The organism is Ferruginibacter paludis (assembly GCF_030409685.1).
In the GTDB taxonomy this organism is placed as follows: domain Bacteria; phylum Bacteroidota; class Bacteroidia; order Chitinophagales; family Chitinophagaceae; genus Ferruginibacter; species Ferruginibacter paludis.
In genome coordinates this window covers 97,664-116,940 of record NZ_JAUFQJ010000013.1, presented here as the reverse complement: position 1 = coordinate 116,940, position 19,277 = coordinate 97,664, and the positions used below count along the sequence as shown (strand labels likewise).

Below are 19,277 nucleotides of genomic sequence, written 5' to 3'. Positions count from 1 at the left end.
TATTTTTATTGACCGGCGGGTTGTAAAAAAACGAGCCCGCTGTTATTTTTTGCCATCACTAAAATTTTTTGTCCGCCTGCACCCCTAATCCATTTTGCATCTCTTACTTCGCCATCTATTTCAGGCAACAACCCCTCTTTACTAAAGTTATTTTGATTTTTATTGAAAGAAAAAATGGTGGGTTGCAGTGCATCATACCTCCCTTCGTAGGGAACTACTCCATAAAAATTGCCCGCGGCTAAAAACTGATTATTTGCCAGGGCTGCAAATGAAAACACCGGTGCAAATTGTGCGGATTCGGGTAGCGGTACATTCTTAAAACCGCCTTTACCATCATTGATAAAACAAGTGGTGGTAAGCGTTTCGGCCTTTAATTCCCGGTAATCTTTAAATAAATCGAAGAACATGTACTGTACCGTTTTGCCCGCTACCTCGTTGTAGGTGAGGTAGGCTTTTTTCAACACCGGCAGCGCCCGTTCTAATTCATCCTTTGCCAAAAATGTATATTCTTTGCCTTTTATTGTATAGGTCATTACCTGTTCCGGCGACCCATTTTTATCAAAGTCTTTTACATACAATTTTAAAGGACCATCCTTACCTGCATACAGCTTGGAATTATGCCCCCAATTGCCAGCCAGTATATCCATGAGGCCATCGCCATTTACATCTGCTGCATATAAAGATTGCCAAAGACCTGTGGACGCCGGCAAATCAGTTTCTTTATATATTCCCTTGTTATTAATAAACATTTTTACCGGCATCCATTCCCCCGCTACTACCAAATCCATCCAGCCATCCATATCGATGTCCGTAAAAACTGCTGCTGTTACCATTCCCGTTTCTTTTAAAGAAATAATATTTTCAGCTGCAGGTTTAAAATTTCCTTTGCCATCATTCAACAATAAAAAAGATGATTGCGGTTGCCCAAATTCTTTTGCGTTTGCGAGGCCGCCAATAAATAAATCATCGTCTCCATCGTGGTCAACATCCGCAACTACCACACAGCTTTTATTAGTTAGCAAAACCGGTAATTGCGTTGTTGACAAAGTGAAATGTCCTTCGCCATCATTGATGTATAATTTATCGGCCAAAGCTGCATTGCCATCAGCATATTCGTCCCCTCCGCTTACAACATACAAGTCCGGAAAGCCATCTTTATTCGCATCAAAAAAAACAGCATCTACTTCATCACAGTATGTACTTTTATTAAACAGGCTGGTGTCAGATTGTACGAATGTTCCCTCTTTAGTCTGCACCATCAGACTGCCCGGCTGGCCATTGGCACCGCAAGCAAAGAAGTCATCAAGTCCGTCTTTATTAATATCACCCACCGCAATTTTTGGCCCGCGTGTCGATTGCATATGTGGGATCAAATACTGGCTATTAAAATCAATAAAATTATTTTCCCTGTGTTTCCAGTTGCACTTAACCTGGCTTGTAATATCCTGTAATATCGGTTTGGGTAATGGGAAGAATGTGACGTAATCAAAATGTTTATTGGCATCTTTTTGTTGCACCAATAAAGAGTTTACAGCAGTTACATTTTTTAATAGCTGGTATTGCTGATTGGGCCACACGATCAAGAGGCTGTCAATAATTGCTGCATCACCCAAACCAAAATGCAGCCTTGGTTCAACGGAAGATTCAAAACCCCTGGTAAGCATCAGTTGCTGGTATTGTATTTTTTTGCCGGCAAATACATAGGCTTTGGCGCCAATGCCTGAACTGTTTAAGCTGTCGCCTTTAAAAGAAACAGTGATGTAATTTTTCTTTGGCGCATTATTTTTTAAGATTACAGCTGGTGCATTGAGGCTGTTAATTATGATATCAAGGTTACCATCATTGTCAAGATCAGCATAAGCTGAGCCGTTGAAATAACCTTTCATTTCACCAGTACCCCAACTATCGCTGACATCTGAAAAATGGCTGTTTCCAGCACCCTGGAAAAGAAAGGGATGTGATGCTCCATCAGGCATTTTTTCCAATGCCGCCGCATCATATTGATCTGTCTTATTCATTGCCTGTCTAAAAGATAAGTCTGAAACAAAACGAATGTAATCAAGATCCACTGGACGTTTCACAATACCGCCTGATATAAATAAATCCTTATTTCCATCGTTGTCAAAATCAGCAAAGAGGGGAGCCCAGCTCCAATCGGTTGCCGAAATACCACTCAATAAACCAACCTCGCTAAAACTAATGCCATCGCCATTATTTTGTTGCAGACAGTTTTTTGAATACTGGTACTGAAAGCCATTACTGATGAGCTTAAATTTATAGGTGTCGGCATTCTCATCACTGCCATAGGTTTTTAAGGTCTTTTCCTCGCCCGGTAACATATCTACTGTTACAATATCCAATTGACCATCGTTATTAAAATCAGCTATATCATTACCCATACTAAATCGGCTGTAATGTCTAAAATGTTTGGCACCACTTTCTGTAAAAGTTCCATTGCCATTGTTAATATAGTAATAATCATTCTCGTGAAAGTCGTTACCGATATAAATATCCTCCCACCCATCATTGTTGATATCTGCAACCGAAATGCCGAGCCCGTAGCCCAAACTGCTTTGATAAATACCCGACATTGCTGAAACATCTGTGAACTTTTTAGCGGACGTATTCATATCATTACGCATTAATTTATCACCCGCTTCCGCGTCAAATTTCCTTCGGTTAATTGTGTCGACAATATTTTCATTTGCCTTATGAGATTGGTTTAAAATATAACAGTCCAGATCTCCGTCGTGGTCATAATCAAAAAAGGCAACCTGTGTGGTAAACCCTGAAAAATTCAATCCATATTGTGCGGCACTTTCTGTAAACGTTACTTCGCCGGGAGCTGTTTTAGATGGTCCGTTATTTATAAATAACCCATTGTGTCCTTTTATTTTTCCGTTGATGTTTACTGCCGAAACATAAATATCCAGTAACCCATCACCGTTTACATCTGCCATGGTTGAACCGGTACACCAGTCTGAACTTCCCGCTACACCAGCATTTTCGGTAATGTCTTCAAATTTAAAATTGCCTTTGTTAATGTATAATTTATTACCTGCGTGGTTATTGGCGGTAAAATAAATATCCGGCAATCCATCATTATTTACATCTCCAACTGATACTCCGCCGCCATTATAATAATACAGGTAATATAAAATTCCAAAAGCCTTCTGATCTTTCAACGTATTTTGGAACCGCACATTTGTTTCGGAAGAAGACAGACTGGTGAATAACGTATTGGATTTTTTGCACGAAATAAAGAGAAAAAAAACAGAAGAAAAATACAAATAAATTATTCGGTTGGCAGGCATAAAAAGATTTTAAAAAATGCAAAATCTGTTACTGTAAAAGTAATCATTTAATTAGGGCTTAACTGAGTTTTTGGTGTTTGTATTTTATTGATTTAACTTGGTAGTACTGGGTTACACCTTCTTTTTTTATGAAAATATTTGCACCATACTTTCGTTCTTTTCTTACCATTTTTATCGTTGCATTGGCTGTGATTTTCTTTGCGCAATGCATCCATCCCGACAAGGAACAAGCACCCGTGACACCAACCGTTTCCATTAACCAATTTGCCGGATCTGCCAGTTGCATCCAATGTCATAAAAGTATCTACGACACCCATCTTCACACGGCCCATTATTTAACCACCCGAATTGCCGAAGAAAAGTTTATAAAGGGTAGTTTTAATAAAGACAGTAATATGTTTGCTTATGATACCAGCCATTTTGTTGCCATGGAAAAAAGGGATAGTGGCTTTTACCAGGTTGGTTACAGCAATGGTATCGAAAAAATTGCCCGTCGCATGGATATTGTTATTGGCTCCGGCACCATGGGCCAGTCTTTTTTAAACTGGAATAAAAACCTGCTCTTTCAATTGCCCGTTACTTATTTTTCCGCAGCCCATCAATGGTCTAACAGTCCGGGTTACCCGAACAAAATTATCTTTAACAGGCCCATCACCTCACGGTGCCTGGAATGCCATACCACTTTTGCAAAAAAGCTTACGAACGAAAATGAAGATCCCGAAGCTTTCGACCGCAATCAAATAATTTACGGTGTGGATTGTGAAAAGTGTCACGGCCCGGCCGCTGAGCATATAGCTTATCAAACTCAACATCCAACTGCGTTAAAAGCAAAGTTCATCATTAATCCAGCGCATCTGACAAGGCAGCAAAACATGGATCTATGCGCTTCCTGCCACGGCGGCAGACTAACAAAAACAAAGCCCTCCTTTCAGTTTAAAGCCGGCGACAAGCTTGCTGATTTTTATGCAATAGATACCACGGCGCCGAATACAAATTCAATTGACGTACATGGCAATCAGTATGGCTTATTGAGGGCAAGTAAATGTTACAGAATGAGTGATACGATGACCTGCAATACCTGCCACAATACACACGAAAACGAAAAAGGAAAAACTACTTTATTTTCACAACGTTGTTTAACCTGTCACACAGTTGAGCATGGAAACTTTTGTACTTTAAAAAATGTGTCCGCCGCCAGTTTAAAAAGCAACTGCATTGATTGCCACATGCCATTGTCTCCATCCCGGGCTATTGCAGTATACTTAACCGGCAAGGCTGAGCCCACGGCAGCATTAATACGTTCGCACTTCATCAGCATTTACCCCGAAGAAACAAAGAGACTGCTTAACTATATTAAAAAGTAGCGCCGACATCTCTCCAAAAGATTTTTTAACAAACATCAAAGAACTGTAATTATAAAGAGGGCTGCAAAATCTTTGCAACCCTCTTGTATCATGTAAAAGAATTGAAAGCTTATTGCTTGTTGGCGTATAAAGCTGCAACATCCGCGGCGGATAATGCAGCACCATACAACCTGAATTGGTCCAGTTGACCGTCAAAATATCCCATCCACGAATTTGCTTTGTATGCTTCTTCTCCCGCTCCGCCAATAGTAAGCCCGGTGATAGGTTTATCTGCATTAAAGTTTAGCTGCCCCCTGGGCGAGCCGTTATTGGTTACGTTACCGAAACCTGCCGGTAAATTGGTTGGTACCGCACCATCAATGTACGGCGTAAGCACCGAGGTTGTTTCATCATAAGTAAATGCCAGGTGATGCCATTGACCGTTCAACACGTTCTTCATTCTTTTTGTTCCTGTAAATTCAAACCATTGATCGAACAGATAAAACTTAGCGGAAGCCGAGTCTGTTGTACTGGGATTGCCTGCATCTTCAAACTCCAGGAACATTTTTAAATTGGTCCAGCTGTAACCTGATGAATTTAAAGCAAAAGCAAAATTGGTTCCTTTGCCTGCAGCCTGGGGCGTTTTTTTAACCCAAAATGAAATAGTAAAACTGGTGGCAGATGTAAAGTCATTGGCAGATGCATATTGGGTAAATGCCGTTTCGCTACCCATATAACCTTTACCAGATATACCTTCTCCCACCGCAGCAGTATTGCTCGAAGGAAAATTCGCCCTGATACTATCAACACCATTCATCAACGGATTATCTGACGTGCCATCAAAAGCGGCATAAAATTTCAAAGGGCCACCTACAGGATTAGCATCTTTTGTATAATCTCCCAAAGCAGGATGGGTTATTTTTTGGCAACCTGCCAGCAGGCTCCCGAAGGCTATGATAAGAACGACATTTTTAGTCATTATTTTCCTTATGTTCATAATTAGATTTTTAAAGTGTGAACTTTTGTTTGCATGTTTTACCACTCAGGGTTTTGTACCAGGATACCTCCGGATAAATTGATGGCCTGTTGCGGTATAGGATAATACCTGCAACGGTTCGTATAGCCGAGGCTACCTAGTTCCTTAACTGCATCGCCCCAGCGAACCAAATCGAAGAAACGATAACCTTCCATTGCAAACTCAAACCTGCGTTCATTTTTAATTGCCGCACGCATCTGGTCCTGGTCAACAAATGGAATCGGCTTTACAATAGTACGCGTTGGTCCAAGGTTACCACTTGCCCTGTTCCTGATCAGTTCCAAATTAGTCGCAGCAGTTGCACCATCACCTAATTCGTTACTGGCTTCTGCCAGCATTAAAATCACATCAGCATAACGCAATATTCTATGGTTGATCCAATCGGCCCCGCCACTTCCAAAAATCTGTCCTGTAAACTGGCGCATGGCCGGATCAGAATACACTTTTTTATTCCAGTAGGGCTGATCCAAACCGGTACCGGGACTGTAAGCTGGTAATGTAGCTCCGTATCCACCAGCTGCCGGTCCGCCGTCGTACTGGCCGGAATATAAAATTGTCTGGCTTTTCCGCGGATCTGTACTGTCCCAGGCGCTAACCAGTTTTTGTGTAGGTGTATTCCATCCCCAGCCTAAATTCCATGCATTACTAGCGCCGCCTTGTCTCACGTTCTGGCTTGTTCCCCATTGTGTTCCTTTATTGGGCGTATTGTTCGGACCTACATAACTCTGCTCTTCAAAAATTGATTCCGGACCATTTTTACCAGCTCCGTTTAAACCATCCTTCCATATATCAGGGAAATTGGTAGTTAAACTATATTGCTGCGACTGAATTACCTGGTTGCAAAGACTTACAACCTGTGCCCAATCACCCCTGAATAAATGCGTTTGAGCCCACAAGGTGTTTGCAGCACCTCTTGTAAGACGGCCCGGATAGATATTAGTTCCACCCACAGACCAGTTCAATGGAAGGTATTGTGCAGCAAGGTTCAAATCTTCATCAATCTGCGCATAAATTGCCGCAACGGGAGACTTCGCTTTAATTCCATCCGCGGCATTGGTGTAATAGAAATTAATCAACGGCACATCTCCATAAGTTCTCACCAGGTCGAAATAGCAATAGGCCCTGAAAAAGCGGGCTTCACCAATATTTCTTAACGATGCCGGATCGCTGACTTTTAAAGAATCGGCATAATACAATTCCTTGTTTGCAAGGTTGATCATATAATACCGGTCGTTCCAATACGTATTGGGAGCCCAGTCATCTTTGGAATATTGAAAAGTTTCAAACTCTGTATTGATTTCCTTGCCATCCGTTGTACTGCTTCCCTTTTGCGCATCATCATCCCGTATACTGTGGAAGTCAAGCCATGGCAAAGTGGAAAAACCGGCGTAAGAAGTTAAGGTATTGTACAGGCCAAAACTTTGCGCTTCCAACGTTCCCTGCTTTAAATCATCCAGGGTGGCTGTTAAGGGTTTTCTATCCAAAAATTTTGCGCACCCCATTGTTAGCAGCATCAACGGCAGCACCGCCATTGCTAACTGTAATACAATTTTATTTTTTTTCATATCAATAAATTTAAAAAGATTAAAAAGTTACATTTAAACCTGCGGTAGATACCAGGGGAATCGCACCTCCTGCATTATCATAGCCAAACGCAGTTGCATCACCACCGTATTCAGCAGTATAGCCTAAATTGTTTTTCCATGTTTTCACATTTTGAACATTGAGGTATACTCTTAAGTTTTTAATCTTTGCCTTTGAAAGTAAACGCTGGCTGAAGTTAAAAGCCAATTGTACGTTCCTGATTCTGAAATAACTTCCGTCTTCAATATTATAGCTGGAGCCGTTGTAGTTAAAGCGATCTCCCTGGCTCAGGATGGGCACCCAGTCAGAGGTACCTGCGCCATGCCATCTGTTAATTTTTTCTGCTGAATAGTTTACACGCTGAAACGGAGATTCAAGCGAACCCCAGGTTCTGAAAATCTGGTTACCATAAACGCCGCCCATATCAACCGCAAGGCTTAAACTTTTATAAGTTAAATTAACGGAAGTACCATAGGTAAACTTAGGTGTTGGATTACCAATAACAGTTCTGTCATCAGCAGTAATTTTTCCATCTCCATTCAAATCTTTAAATTTAAAATCGCCCGGCCTGTAAGCACCAATAGCAGAGGCAACTGGTGATTTCAAGATGTCAGCATAGCTTTGATATAGCCCCTCTACTTCGTACCCGTAAAAAGACCCGATAGGAAGTCCTGGCTGGGTGCGGCTTTCAGCTGATCCATTGTTTTGAAATGCTCTTGAGAAATACCCTGCCACCGTACCTTCAGCAATGCTTAATACTTTGTTTTTTAAGAAGGTAATATTGCCTCCGATATTAACAGAAAAATCACGGTTAACAGCCTGGTTCCAGCTGGCAGAAAATTCTTCACCCCAGTTTCTTAAACTACCACCATTTGTCAGCTGATCCGGCAAACCAATGGAAGCCTTGCTTAGATATGACATCAGGTTATTGGTAGTTTTGTTGAAATAATTGGCTTCAAAATGCAACCTGTTTCTAAAGGCTGACAATTCAAATCCTGCTTCCTGGGCCGAAACGGTTTCCCATTTCAAATCTGGATTAGGCACATAGGAAGGTTGTGCAGCACCATAAATATTGGTGCCAAAAACTGCTGCGATACCTGTATTTAATCTTGGATAAAATGGATAATTGATGGTTAATCCATTGGGATCTACCGCTGTTTGATTGCCCAAGACACCAACAGATCCTTTTAATTTAAGATAGTTTAAAAACGTTTGTCCCTTCATGAAATCTTCCTTGGATATTTCCCATGCGCCTCCAAGCGCCCAGAATTGCTGGTGACGATTTTTTTCGGGGATTTGTGACGAAGCGTCATCCCGGACAGATGCGTTTAAAAAATACTTTTGCTTGTAATTGTACAATATCCTTCCCAGCATTGAAACTGTTGAATATTCGCTTTGAGAGGAAGATGCCAGTGATGTTGTTGGATCCTCAAAACCATTGGTCATGTACCAGAATCTTTTATCATCAGGTATTGGCAAGGCATTACCGGTAGTATAGGGTTTAGCAACGCCAGACCTGTTGAAGTTGCCGAAATAGTAAGAAGTAAAACCAGCAGTTGCAGTTAAATTATGATCTCCAAAACTTTTTCTGAAGGTAAGGATATGGTCCTGCTGAAATTTTTTGTAAGAGTTGTCATTCTCACTCACCTGTGTTTTTGCACCGTACAGGTAAGGGGTGTTATTTAAAGGGTCATAAGCATAATAAAGCGGTGAATATTGCCTGTTATTCACTGTGCTCATATCCGCATAGAAAGTTGATCTGAAATTGAAATATTTAAGGAAATTAATTTCGCCATAAACACTTGCAACAGTTCTAAACTCGATATTAACCTGCTTATTCCATGTATTTTCCAATTCAAGCAATGGATTTACAACACCTGAATTTTGAAGCGCATTATCAAGGCCTGAATACAAATTAACAGTCATGCTATCTCCGCCATAAGGATTCGCTACACTGAAAGGCTTTGTGCCCGCTGAAACCTGTGGCATTACTTTTCTGGCATTGTCCAATACGCTGGTTGCGTTGTAAGGATTATTTTGCCTTGATGCATTGAAGTTGATGCCAATTTTTATGGCTTTATTCACCTTAAACTCATCCCCAAAAGAAAGTAGTATTTTTTCTAGCTTTTCGTGTTTGATAATTCCTTCGTCGGTTAAATATCCCAGCCCGAAGTTGAAACGGTTTTTTTCTGTGCTTCCGGAAATACTCAGGTTATTATTATTAAATTTTCCGGTCCGGGTAACAGCATCAATCCAGTCTGTATTGGCAGTTAAGGCTGAATAGTCTGGAGTAGCAACACCATTATTGGCATTTTCTTCATCAAACAAGGTTTTAAACTGGGTGGCATCTGCAAGCTTAATTTTATCTACCAGTTTTTTTGTTCCGTAAGATGTATTGAAGTTTACTACCACCTGGCCTGCCTTGGCTTTTTTAGTGGTAATAGCAATAACACCTGTGGCGCCTTTTACACCAAATATGGCTAATGAAGAAGGATCTTTCAGTACTTCTATAGACTCAATGTCATTCGGATTGATATAATCAATGTTATCGTTAAAAATACCATCCACTACATATAACGGATGAACCTGTCCAATACTTACAGTTCCCCTGATCCTGATGTCCGGAGCTGCACCGGGAGTACCGTTGTTAACAACTGACAAACCGGCTACCTTTCCCTGCAAAGATGCAACCGGATTAGTATTGGGTTTATCGGCGATATCTTTACCGGCTACTTTTGTAATTGATCCTGTCAGGTCTCTTTTGCTTGCGCTACCATAACCAATCACCACAACCTCATCCATTTTTTGAGTAGCAGCTTTCAATTTAACATCGATGGTAGTTCTACCTCCTACTGCAATTTCAACTGTTTCGTACCCTACGTAAGAAATTATAAGCGTAGCATTATCGGGCACAGCTAATGAATACTCGCCCGAGGCAACTGTATAGGTCCCTGTTTTATTTCCCTTTACTTTAATGCTGGCTCCTTCGAGTCCTCTTCCGTTTTCATCAGTAATTGTCCCTTTAACAGTAAGATCTTTTACTTCATCGTCACGCTGGTACAAAACAACAAGGTTGTCTTTCATAATTTTATAAGACAAACCTGTACCGGTAAGGAACTTTGTCATCACTTCGGGCAAATCTGCCTCTCTAAAAGTGGCATCAATCTTTTTTGCGACAGGGATCAAATTGTTATTGTACACAAAACGATAATCGCTTTGTTTTTCCACCAGTGACATCGCTTTTGTGAGCTCAATGTTTTTGAGTTTGATGGTAATCTTGTCCTGTCCTTTAGCAGAAACAGTTAGCTGCGTCATAAAAATGAGCAACACGGGGGTCATCAATTTCATAAGCAGTAAAATTTTAAACTTGCTTCGGTTGCCCAAAGCTTGCAGCCGTTTGTTTTTTTTCATATGTTTGTCTTTTGGTTAATGTATACAAAAAGGAAGTTTGATCCACTTGAGCGTTTTTCAAATTTTCCATGTTAGCCTTTCTGAACCCGGGAAATGCGTCAACATTTTCCTGGGTTTTTTTATCTTTTTTCTTCTTACATAATTTTATTTTGAAATGGTGATGCGATCATTATTTATTTTAAAATTAAACCTGGTTGCTAATTGGAGTGCATGAAGCGCTTCTGATAAAGTTTCTTTTTTAAAAGTAGCTGTGAGTGGTTCTGATTTTAATTTTTCATCTGCAAACGCAATTTCCACCCCATACCATTTCTCCATCTTTAAGGCAACTTCTTCAAACGTTTCGCTGCTGAATACCAGCCTGTTTTCTACCCACGCTGTTTCTACAATCGTGCTATCCTGCGGCAAAACGGTTAAGTGACGCAGTACTATGATATCCTTTGCAATTACTTTATCAGCAGTTTTATCAGGTGTTGCTGATTTTGCCGGACCCGCCAGTTCTTCGTCACTTATAATTAATTTCTCTGATGGCCTCAGCATTATTTTATCCTTCCTGTTTTTCAAAGTCACTTCAATACTTCCCCTTATTAAACTGGTTTCCGTCTTTTTTTCACCAGGGTAACAACGCACATTAAAAATAGTGCCCAGCACCCTGACATCCATTTTACTGGTGTGAATAATAAATGGCCGGCCAGCATTTTTTACCACGTCAAAATAGCCTTCACCCGTAAGAGAAACTTCACGGACCGCACCATTGAAATGTTCATTATCATACATTAGTTTGCTGCTGCCATTTAACCATACCTGCGTACCATCCGGAAGTTGAATTTTAGTGCGGGACCCGTTTTTTGTGCTTACTTCGCTCTGCGGGCTCTTTACAGATTCCTTGCCTTCAAAAGCAAATACCTTTTTATTGTTATTGAAAAAGACAAAAAATAACGTTATTGTTGCTGTGGCAAAAATACATGCGGTAAGCAATTTTTTGTACTTTTTTTTGCCGGGTGATGGGTGATTGTTATCAAGTGCTTCCTCAGTATTATTTGTGGCCAGATCATATCCTCCGGCTTTCATCCGGTTTAAATGCAGATGATAGGTAGCTTCCAAAAAATCACTATCGTGTTCAGCAGATACATTCCAATATTCATCCAGCAGGTTTGCCGGAATCTGCTGATCAGGAAAATTTTTTAGTAATTCAGCAAGTTCAGTCAACTCCGAAGCAGTGGCTTCGCCAGCCAGTTTCCTTGACAATAATGTGGAAATTCTATCTATACTCATAGCTTGTATTTTGTTAGAGACAACAAAATATAAATTCCCCTATGAATGTTAAAAAAAAATTAACAATTAGTTGGAAGAAGGCTTTTTGGCGGAAATATTTAATACGGCAGCGAGCTTTTTTACTGCCGTGGCGACTTGATTATCGATTGTTTTTATGCTTACATTCAGCAATAATGCAATCTCCTTATACTTTAATTTATCTTCTTTGGCTAGTTTGAAGATTATTTTACAGCGTTGCGGAAGTGTTTCAATGGCAGCATCAATTTTAAGGGATAATTCGTCATTAAGTAACCGGGTTTCTGCATTTTGATCAGGAGAAGCAAACTCCACCTGCAATTCATCAAGCGAAAAAAAAGCCGCTTTTTTATGCTGATTTAATTTTCTTACCGAATTGTTGCGTACGCTGGTATATAAATACATTTTAAGGTCTTCAATGGAACACAATTGTTTTCTCTTAATCCATATGTCCAAGAAAATATCTGATACTATTTCTTCGGCGGTTTCTTTGGATTTAATTATGGAGAAAGAAAAACTTTTTAAGGGCAGAAAATAATGGAAAAACAACTTTTTGTATGCAGCTTCATCTTCATACTCAGCAATACGTTGCTGCAGTTCGTAAATATCTTTTGAGCCTAAGTCTTGTTTTCTGTTCATGGCAAACAAATCAAGTTCGAAGTTAATACTTTATTTGCTGTAGAGATAAAATTGTATATAGCGTGCCCCAATTAAGGTAGTTATAAAAAAAGCCTCCAATAAAATTGAAGGCTTTCACTATTATTTTCATTTTTTAAACTTCTTCCGCACCTTCTACCAAAACAGTTGTTTTGTTATTCAGCACTTCCGCAAACCCGCTTTGAATGGTGAAAAGCATGGTAGTATTTTTATCTTTTAAAATTTTAAGTTTACCTGCTTTTAAAGCACTTACCATGGGTGCATGTTTGTCCAGTACTTCAAACAAACCGGTAATGCCGGGCAACTGTATACCATACACATCGCCGCTGAATAATTTCTTTTCGGGTGTTAAAATTTCTAAAGTCATACCCCTGCCCCCTAAGGGGAACTTTGTTTGTTAGTTAAATAATTATTTGCCTTCTCTCTTCAAAAGGAGTGGATTTATGCCTGTGCTGCTGCCATCAACTTCTTACCCTTCTCAATTGCATCTTCCAAAGTTCCTACCAGGTTAAATGCAGCTTCAGGATATTCATCTACTTCGCCGTCCATGATAGAATTAAATCCGCGTATGGTATCTTCAATTGGTACCAATACACCTTTCAAACCTGTAAACTGCTCAGCTACAAAAAATGGCTGACTCAGGAAACGCTGTACTTTACGTGCCCTTGATACAGTTAATTTATCTTCATCACTTAATTCATCCAAACCAAGGATTGCAATGATATCCTGCAATTCCTTATAGCGCTGTAAAATTAATTTTACCCTGTTCGCTGTATTGTAATGTTCGTCACCAACAATTAACGGAGTTAATATTCTTGACGTAGAATCCAACGGATCTACCGCAGGATAAATACCCAAATCCGCAATTTTACGACTCAATACCGTAGTGGCATCCAAGTGAGCAAAAGTTGTTGCGGGAGCCGGATCCGTTAAATCATCCGCTGGTACATATACCGCCTGTACGGAAGTAATAGAACCATTTTTTGTAGAAGTAATTCTTTCCTGCATCAAACCCATTTCTGTAGCCAATGTAGGCTGGTATCCTACTGCTGAAGGCATACGGCCTAACAAAGCTGATACTTCAGAACCCGCCTGAGTAAAACGGAAGATATTATCAACAAAAAACAGGATATCTTTTCCCTGGCCGGTACCATCACCATCACGGAAATATTCCGCCACAGTCAGTCCGCTCAAAGCCACACGGGCACGGGCGCCAGGAGGTTCGTTCATCTGTCCGAATACAAAAGTTGCTTTTGATTCTTTCAGGTCTTCCATATTCACAGCACTCAAATCCCATCCACCTTCTTCCATACTATGTTTAAACTTCTCGCCGTAGTTCATAATACCGGCTTCAATCATTTCCCTCATCAGGTCATTCCCTTCCCTTGTTCTCTCCCCCACACCGGCAAACACAGAAACACCACTGTATGCCTTGGCAATATTATTAATCAATTCCTGAATCAATACTGTTTTACCCACACCGGCACCACCAAACAAACCAATTTTACCCCCCTTTGCGTATGGCTCAATCAGATCGATTACTTTAATACCGGTAAATAAAATTTCATTGGCGGTACTTAGGTCTTCAAATAATGGAGGCTTGGCATGTATTGCTCGTCCGCCCACTTTGCTAACCTGTGGTAAACCATCAATCGCATCTCCGGTTACATTAAATAAACGACCCTTAATTGCATCACCCACCGGCATTGAGATAGGAATACCAGTATCAACTACAGCCATACCACGTACCAAACCTTCGGTACCGTCCATCGCAATAGTTCGTACACTGTCTTCACCTAAATGCTGCTGTACTTCAAGCACCAGCAGGTCGCCATTTTCACGGGTAAGCTGCAATGCGTTTAGAATTTCAGGGAGTTTGCTGCCACTGTCAAACTGTACGTCAACTACGGCACCAATGATCGATTTTATTTTGCCTGTATTGGCCATAAATCAAATTTTATTGTAATGAGGTGTTTTTTCAGAGCGCAAAGGTAAGGGTTGCAAAGTAATTTTTGAAATTCGACAATCAATATTTTAGCAGGCCATTTTAATCGGTGAAATAGTTTGAAAAATATGCTTTGGAGTGTTCCCGCATTTCGATGTTACAAAACGCTTAAGGCCGGTAAATTTAGTTGATGCTGTTTTTCGCTTGTATATTTTGGAGTAAATCATACCGGCATTTAATTTTATCATTGCATTTTAAAATATACTTTAACCCGGTTCGTTAGCCCAAAAACAATATACCATTTGTCTTTTTCAAAAAAAATAGTTAGCCGTTTATTTTTAATACTAAACTTTTTAACGGTTTTTATTTACCTGCTCACCTGCCTGGTTCCATATATAGACCCCGGCAGATACTGGTTTGTAAGTATTCTGGGTCTTGCATTTCCGTTGCTATTTTTTGCTGTGATTACTTTTCTTGCTGGCTGGATTTTCGCCAGGTCAAAATGGGTGCTGATTTCTTTCATTGCCCTGCTGCTAAGTTTTCAGCAGGTAAAGGTTGCCTTTGGCTGGCATTATTTTCAACCTTTTTCAGCAATAAAAGCGCAGGGAAGTTTACGGATTTTATCCTGGAATGTGTCCAGTTGGGACGAACTGAATAAGGTACAAAAAGGCGGCACCAGCTACCGGCCGCTCATGATGGCAGAGGTGAAGAAATACAATGCGGATATATTGTGTTTCCAGGAGTTTCTGGAAACCCGCAATCTGGAATTGTTTGATCCCACTATTCCTGAAATCAGGCTAATGGGTTATCCCTACCACTATTATATACCCAGTTACAGCGAAAAAAAATATAGTGAAATGGGGATGGTCATTTTTTCTAAATACCCGATTACAAATACTGGCGTGCACGATTTCGGCGACGAAGAATCTGTTCAGCAATTGATTTATACTGACATTGATTACAATGGAAAGCCAATACGTGTATTTAATGTTCACCTTCAATCGGTAAGATTTGGCGAAAAGGAATACAAAAGTCTTGACCTGATCAAACACAGTGAGAAGGACGGACTGAAGGATTCAAAAACAATTATCAGCAAATTAAGGAGGGGCTACCGGTTCCGTGGAAACCAGGCTGATATTGTAAATGATTTTGTACAAAAAAGTCCTTACCCGGCTATACTCTGCGGAGACTTTAATGATGTGCCGAACTCCTATACCTATTTTACCATTAAAGGAAATATGCAGGATGCTTTTTTACAAAAAGGCAGCGGTATAGGCAGAACATTCAGGCATATATCCCCTACGCTGCGTATAGACTACATCTTTTCAGATAAAAAATTTACCGTTGACCAATATCAAAGACTAACTGTTCCCTGGTCGGATCATTTTGGCATTATGGCCGATATGAGTTTTTAAAGTGGCCGGTTGCTATTCACAAGTGTGCATTGCCTTAACTACATTTGCGTTTTACCTTATAATATGATGCAGCTCATTCCCGTAAACGATTCTAAAACCGCCCGGCAATTTTTACAGGTTGCAGTGCAACTATATAAAAACGACGTCAACTGGATCCGTCCGCTGGACAAGGATATTGAGGAGGTATTTGATGCAAAAAAAAACAAGGCTTTTCGTTTTGGTGAAGCGGCCCGCTGGATTTTACTGGACGACGATCATAATTTAATTGGCCGTATAGCCGCTTTTGTGAATAGTAAATATAAAAATAAAGGGGATGATGTGCCGGTTGGAGGCATTGGCTTTTTTGAATGTATCAATAACCAGCATGCCGCCGATCTTTTGCTGGATAATGCCAAACACTGGCTGACGCAAAAAGGAATGGAAGCAATGGACGGACCAATTAATTTTGGTGAGCGGGACCGTTGGTGGGGACTCGTCACAGAAGGCTTTACCGAACCGATGTACTGCATGAATTATAATCCACCTTATTACCGGCAGTTATTTGAGAACTACGGATTTAAACTGTTTTTTAATCAACTGTGTTTTGGCATGCATCCCAAGGATGTTTTAAGTGCCAAAATGTTTGAAAGACACGCCCGCTTTGGCGCAGACCCCGAATTTACAGCAACGTATATCGATAAAAATAACCTGGAGAAATTCGCTGCAGATTTTGCAACAGTTTACAATAAGGCCTGGGCTGGGCACGGCGGCTTAAAGCAAATGCCCAAAGAGCAGGCATTGCTGTTATTTAAAAAGATGAAACTGGTAATGGACGAACGGATTGTCTGGTTCGCCTATCACAAAAATGAACCCATCGCCATATTTATAAATCTGCCCGATTTAAACCAATGGTTTAGGCACCTGGATGGCAAATTTGGATTGCTGCAAAAGCTGCAGTTTTTATGGCTTAAAAAATTTAGTCCCAATAAAAAGTTTTGTGGCATCGTATTCGGCGTAGTGCCGGAGTGGCAGGGGTACGGTGTTGATGCATATATTGTTGTGGAAGCAGCCAAAGTAATACAAACACCCTCGCTTCCATATAAAGAATATGAAATGCAGTGGATTGGCGATTTCAATCCTAAAATGGTCAACATAGCTCAAAGCCTGGGAGAAGTTTTTCAAAGCCGTAAGCTTACTACCTACCGCTATTTATTTGACAGAACAAAAGAATTCAAACGACATCCAATGCTGGCCTAGCGTGATTTGACCCGTTGAAACTGTTTTCCTTTCAATAATTATCTTTTCAAAAAAGGCTATTAATCGTAATTTGCACGCATGGATAAATTTGTAGTATCGGCAAGAAAATACAGGCCGCAAAATTTTTCAACGGTGGTAGGGCAGGCACATATTACTACCACGCTGAAAAATGCTATTAAAAATAACCAGCTGGCGCACGCTTTTTTATTTTGCGGGCCAAGAGGTGTGGGTAAAACTACCTGTGCCAGGATATTGGCTAAAACAATCAACTGCGAAAATCAAACTAAAGACGGGGAAGCCTGCAATGTATGCAACAGCTGCATTTCTTTTGATGCCGGCACTTCTTTAAATATACATGAACTGGATGCTGCCAGCAATAACTCCGTAGATGATATCCGCAGCCTGGTGGAGCAGGTGCGCTTTGCGCCACAGGCGGGTAAATACAAGGTATATATAGTAGATGAGGTCCACATGCTAAGTTCGTCTGCATTCAACGCATTTCTAAAAACGCTGGAAGAACCTCCTCCCTATGCCATCTTTATTTTAGCCACCACCGAAAAACATAAGATACTACCTACTATTTTAAGCAGGTGCCAGATATTTGACTTTAAGCGCATCACCAACAATGATACGGTTGAACACCTGCAGGAAATCTGCGATAAAGAATCAATAAAAGCAGATAAGGCTGCACTGCATGTAATTGCGCAAAAAAGCGAAGGCTGCATGCGGGATTCCCTGAGTATCTTGGATAAGATTGTAAGCTTTACAAATGGCGCCGTTACTTACACCAATACTTTAGAGCACCTGAACATCCTGGATGAAGATTATTATTTTAAACTGCTGGATTATTTGCAGCAGCAGGATTTAAGCAGTGCTTTGCTGATGTATGATGAAATTAACCGGAAGGGTTTTGAAGGAGATATGGTACTGGATGGCTTTTCAGAATTTTTGCGCAACTTGCTGGTAAGCCGGGATGCAAAAGTGGCTATGCTGCTGGAAGTAGCGGAAGATTTTAAACAAAAATATTTACAAACAGCCCAAAAAATACCAGCGGCATTTATCATCAGTGCTTTAAATATTTTAAACGAAAGCGAGCTGAATTATAAACAATCCCGCAACAAACGCCTGCATGTGGAGCTCACTATTATTAAGCTCAGCTATTTGCAACAGGCCTTGGAACTGGTAAACAACGATGGCGTTGTAAGTAAAAAAAAACTGATTGATGGTGCAAAAACCATTGCTTTCCGTGCGTTGCCGATTGAAAAATTAAAGCCATCATCTGTTGAAAAGCATGGTGAACAAGAAGCACAACTTAAGCAACCCGTAAACCGGCAACCGCAGGCAGAAGCAAAATTGATCATTGAAGAACCATCACCGGTAATAAAAAAGTCGGCTCATGATACGGCGCCGGGCAATACTTCAAATGCAACTGCAGCCACGGCTGCAAAACCTACACTTGGTTCACTTAGCAAAATACGCCAGCAAATAGCGCAACAAAATCAAAACGGCAGCAACGAAGCCGTGCAAATAACTGAAGACGAACTGTATGTTTGCTGGGGCCTGTTTATTGAAAAGCTGCGAAATAAAAGTAATTTTTCGGCGGTAACTAATTTTAAAGCCGCCGAGCTGAAGGTTATTGACAACAACACCATCGAAATCATTACCCAGGGCGAAATACACAAAGCTTTTATTGAAGTTGAACGTGCAGACCTGGTTACCCACCTGCAGCAGCATTTCAATAACCGCTTGCTTACATACCAGGTTTTGGTAATAGAAAAAGAAGATACCGCGGTTGAAACAGATATCCCGCTGACAAGAAAACAGCAGTACCTGAAAATCATAGAAGAATACCCGCTGGTTAAAGAGCTGAAAGAAAGATTAAAACTGGAACTGGATTAACATATAATTTCACATTCATGTTAAAAGCTCCGGATTCAAAGTCCCTTTGACACGGTATCTTTTGTTTCAGAAGTTTTGCTTGTCTGAAACAAATGCTTTTTATTGCAACAATTAGAAATGCGCTAACGAACAATGGTGGATTTCCCTTTT

Annotated in this window: 12 protein-coding genes; 4 read left to right on the top strand and 8 right to left on the bottom strand. The window is 40.5% G+C overall.

Annotated features, from left to right (window positions below; genetic code table 11):
- Positions 1–5 precede the first annotated feature (5 nt).
- Positions 6–3,314, bottom strand: a complete 3,309-nt coding sequence (locus tag QWZ08_RS18900; protein ID WP_290339090.1) for a VCBS repeat-containing protein — start codon at positions 3,312–3,314, stop codon at positions 6–8.
- Between the two features lie 128 nt (positions 3,315–3,442).
- On the opposite strand from QWZ08_RS18900, the gene QWZ08_RS18895 reads away from it, so the two are divergent.
- Positions 3,443–4,678 (top strand): multiheme c-type cytochrome, encoded by a 1,236-nt coding sequence (locus tag QWZ08_RS18895; RefSeq protein ID WP_290339089.1) that lies wholly within the window; start codon positions 3,443–3,445, stop codon positions 4,676–4,678.
- Positions 4,679–4,787: 109 nt separating this feature from the next.
- Here the strand turns inward: QWZ08_RS18895 and QWZ08_RS18890 are convergent, their stop codons facing one another.
- The 7 genes from QWZ08_RS18890 to atpD form a co-directional block, all read right to left on the bottom strand.
- Complete coding sequence (locus tag QWZ08_RS18890) at positions 4,788–5,654, bottom strand: LamG domain-containing protein (RefSeq protein ID WP_290339088.1); 867 nt, start codon at positions 5,652–5,654, stop codon at positions 4,788–4,790.
- Between the two features lie 38 nt (positions 5,655–5,692).
- A complete protein-coding gene (locus QWZ08_RS18885; RefSeq protein ID WP_290339087.1) occupies positions 5,693–7,258 on the bottom strand; it encodes a RagB/SusD family nutrient uptake outer membrane protein in 1,566 nt (521 codons plus the stop codon).
- Between the two features lie 19 nt (positions 7,259–7,277).
- Positions 7,278–10,625 (bottom strand): TonB-dependent receptor, encoded by a 3,348-nt coding sequence (locus tag QWZ08_RS18880; protein ID WP_290339086.1) that lies wholly within the window; start codon positions 10,623–10,625, stop codon positions 7,278–7,280.
- A 207-nt stretch (positions 10,626–10,832) separates the two neighbouring features.
- Complete coding sequence (locus tag QWZ08_RS18875; RefSeq protein WP_290339085.1) at positions 10,833–11,960, bottom strand: FecR family protein; 1,128 nt, start codon at positions 11,958–11,960, stop codon at positions 10,833–10,835.
- Between the two features lie 66 nt (positions 11,961–12,026).
- Entirely contained in the window at positions 12,027–12,614 is a 588-nt protein-coding gene (locus QWZ08_RS18870) for an RNA polymerase sigma-70 factor (RefSeq protein ID WP_290339084.1), read from the bottom strand.
- Positions 12,615–12,747: 133 nt separating this feature from the next.
- Positions 12,748–12,999 carry an ATP synthase F1 subunit epsilon gene (atpC, locus tag QWZ08_RS18865; protein ID WP_290339083.1) on the bottom strand — a complete coding sequence of 84 codons (252 nt, stop codon included), beginning with the start codon at positions 12,997–12,999 and terminating at the stop codon, positions 12,748–12,750.
- Positions 13,000–13,073: 74 nt separating this feature from the next.
- The gene (gene atpD, locus QWZ08_RS18860) at positions 13,074–14,579 is read right to left on the bottom strand and encodes a F0F1 ATP synthase subunit beta (protein WP_290339082.1); all 1,506 of its coding nucleotides are present in this window, start codon (positions 14,577–14,579) and stop codon (positions 13,074–13,076) included.
- 300 nt (positions 14,580–14,879) lie between these two features.
- Here atpD and QWZ08_RS18855 point away from each other — a divergent pair, with 300 nt between their 5' ends.
- The 3 genes from QWZ08_RS18855 (at position 14,880) to QWZ08_RS18845 (ending at position 19,127) form a co-directional block, all read left to right on the top strand.
- Positions 14,880–15,992, top strand: coding sequence for an endonuclease/exonuclease/phosphatase family protein (locus QWZ08_RS18855; RefSeq protein WP_290339081.1), 1,113 nt, complete (start codon positions 14,880–14,882; stop codon positions 15,990–15,992).
- Positions 15,993–16,055: 63 nt separating this feature from the next.
- Entirely contained in the window at positions 16,056–17,228 is a 1,173-nt protein-coding gene (locus QWZ08_RS18850; protein ID WP_290339080.1) for a hypothetical protein, read from the top strand.
- Between the two features lie 78 nt (positions 17,229–17,306).
- Positions 17,307–19,127: a DNA polymerase III subunit gamma/tau gene (locus QWZ08_RS18845; protein WP_290339079.1), complete on the top strand. Its 1,821-nt coding sequence runs from the start codon at positions 17,307–17,309 to the stop codon at positions 19,125–19,127.
- Positions 19,128–19,277: the final 150 nt, after the last annotated feature.

Coding starts and splice junctions, on each gene's coding strand:
- QWZ08_RS18900 (WP_290339090.1), bottom strand. CDS start 3,314: ATGCCTGCCAACCGAATAATTTATTTGTATTTTTCTTCTGTTTTTTTT.
- QWZ08_RS18895 (WP_290339089.1), top strand. CDS start 3,443: ATGAAAATATTTGCACCATACTTTCGTTCTTTTCTTACCATTTTTATC.
- QWZ08_RS18890 (WP_290339088.1), bottom strand. CDS start 5,654: ATGAACATAAGGAAAATAATGACTAAAAATGTCGTTCTTATCATAGCC.
- QWZ08_RS18885 (WP_290339087.1), bottom strand. CDS start 7,258: ATGAAAAAAAATAAAATTGTATTACAGTTAGCAATGGCGGTGCTGCCG.
- QWZ08_RS18880 (WP_290339086.1), bottom strand. CDS start 10,625: ATGAAATTGATGACCCCCGTGTTGCTCATTTTTATGACGCAGCTAACT.
- QWZ08_RS18875 (WP_290339085.1), bottom strand. CDS start 11,960: ATGAGTATAGATAGAATTTCCACATTATTGTCAAGGAAACTGGCTGGC.
- QWZ08_RS18870 (WP_290339084.1), bottom strand. CDS start 12,614: ATGAACAGAAAACAAGACTTAGGCTCAAAAGATATTTACGAACTGCAG.
- atpC (WP_290339083.1), bottom strand. CDS start 12,999: ATGACTTTAGAAATTTTAACACCCGAAAAGAAATTATTCAGCGGCGAT.
- atpD (WP_290339082.1), bottom strand. CDS start 14,579: ATGGCCAATACAGGCAAAATAAAATCGATCATTGGTGCCGTAGTTGAC.
- QWZ08_RS18850 (WP_290339080.1), top strand. CDS start 16,056: ATGATGCAGCTCATTCCCGTAAACGATTCTAAAACCGCCCGGCAATTT.
- QWZ08_RS18845 (WP_290339079.1), top strand. CDS start 17,307: ATGGATAAATTTGTAGTATCGGCAAGAAAATACAGGCCGCAAAATTTT.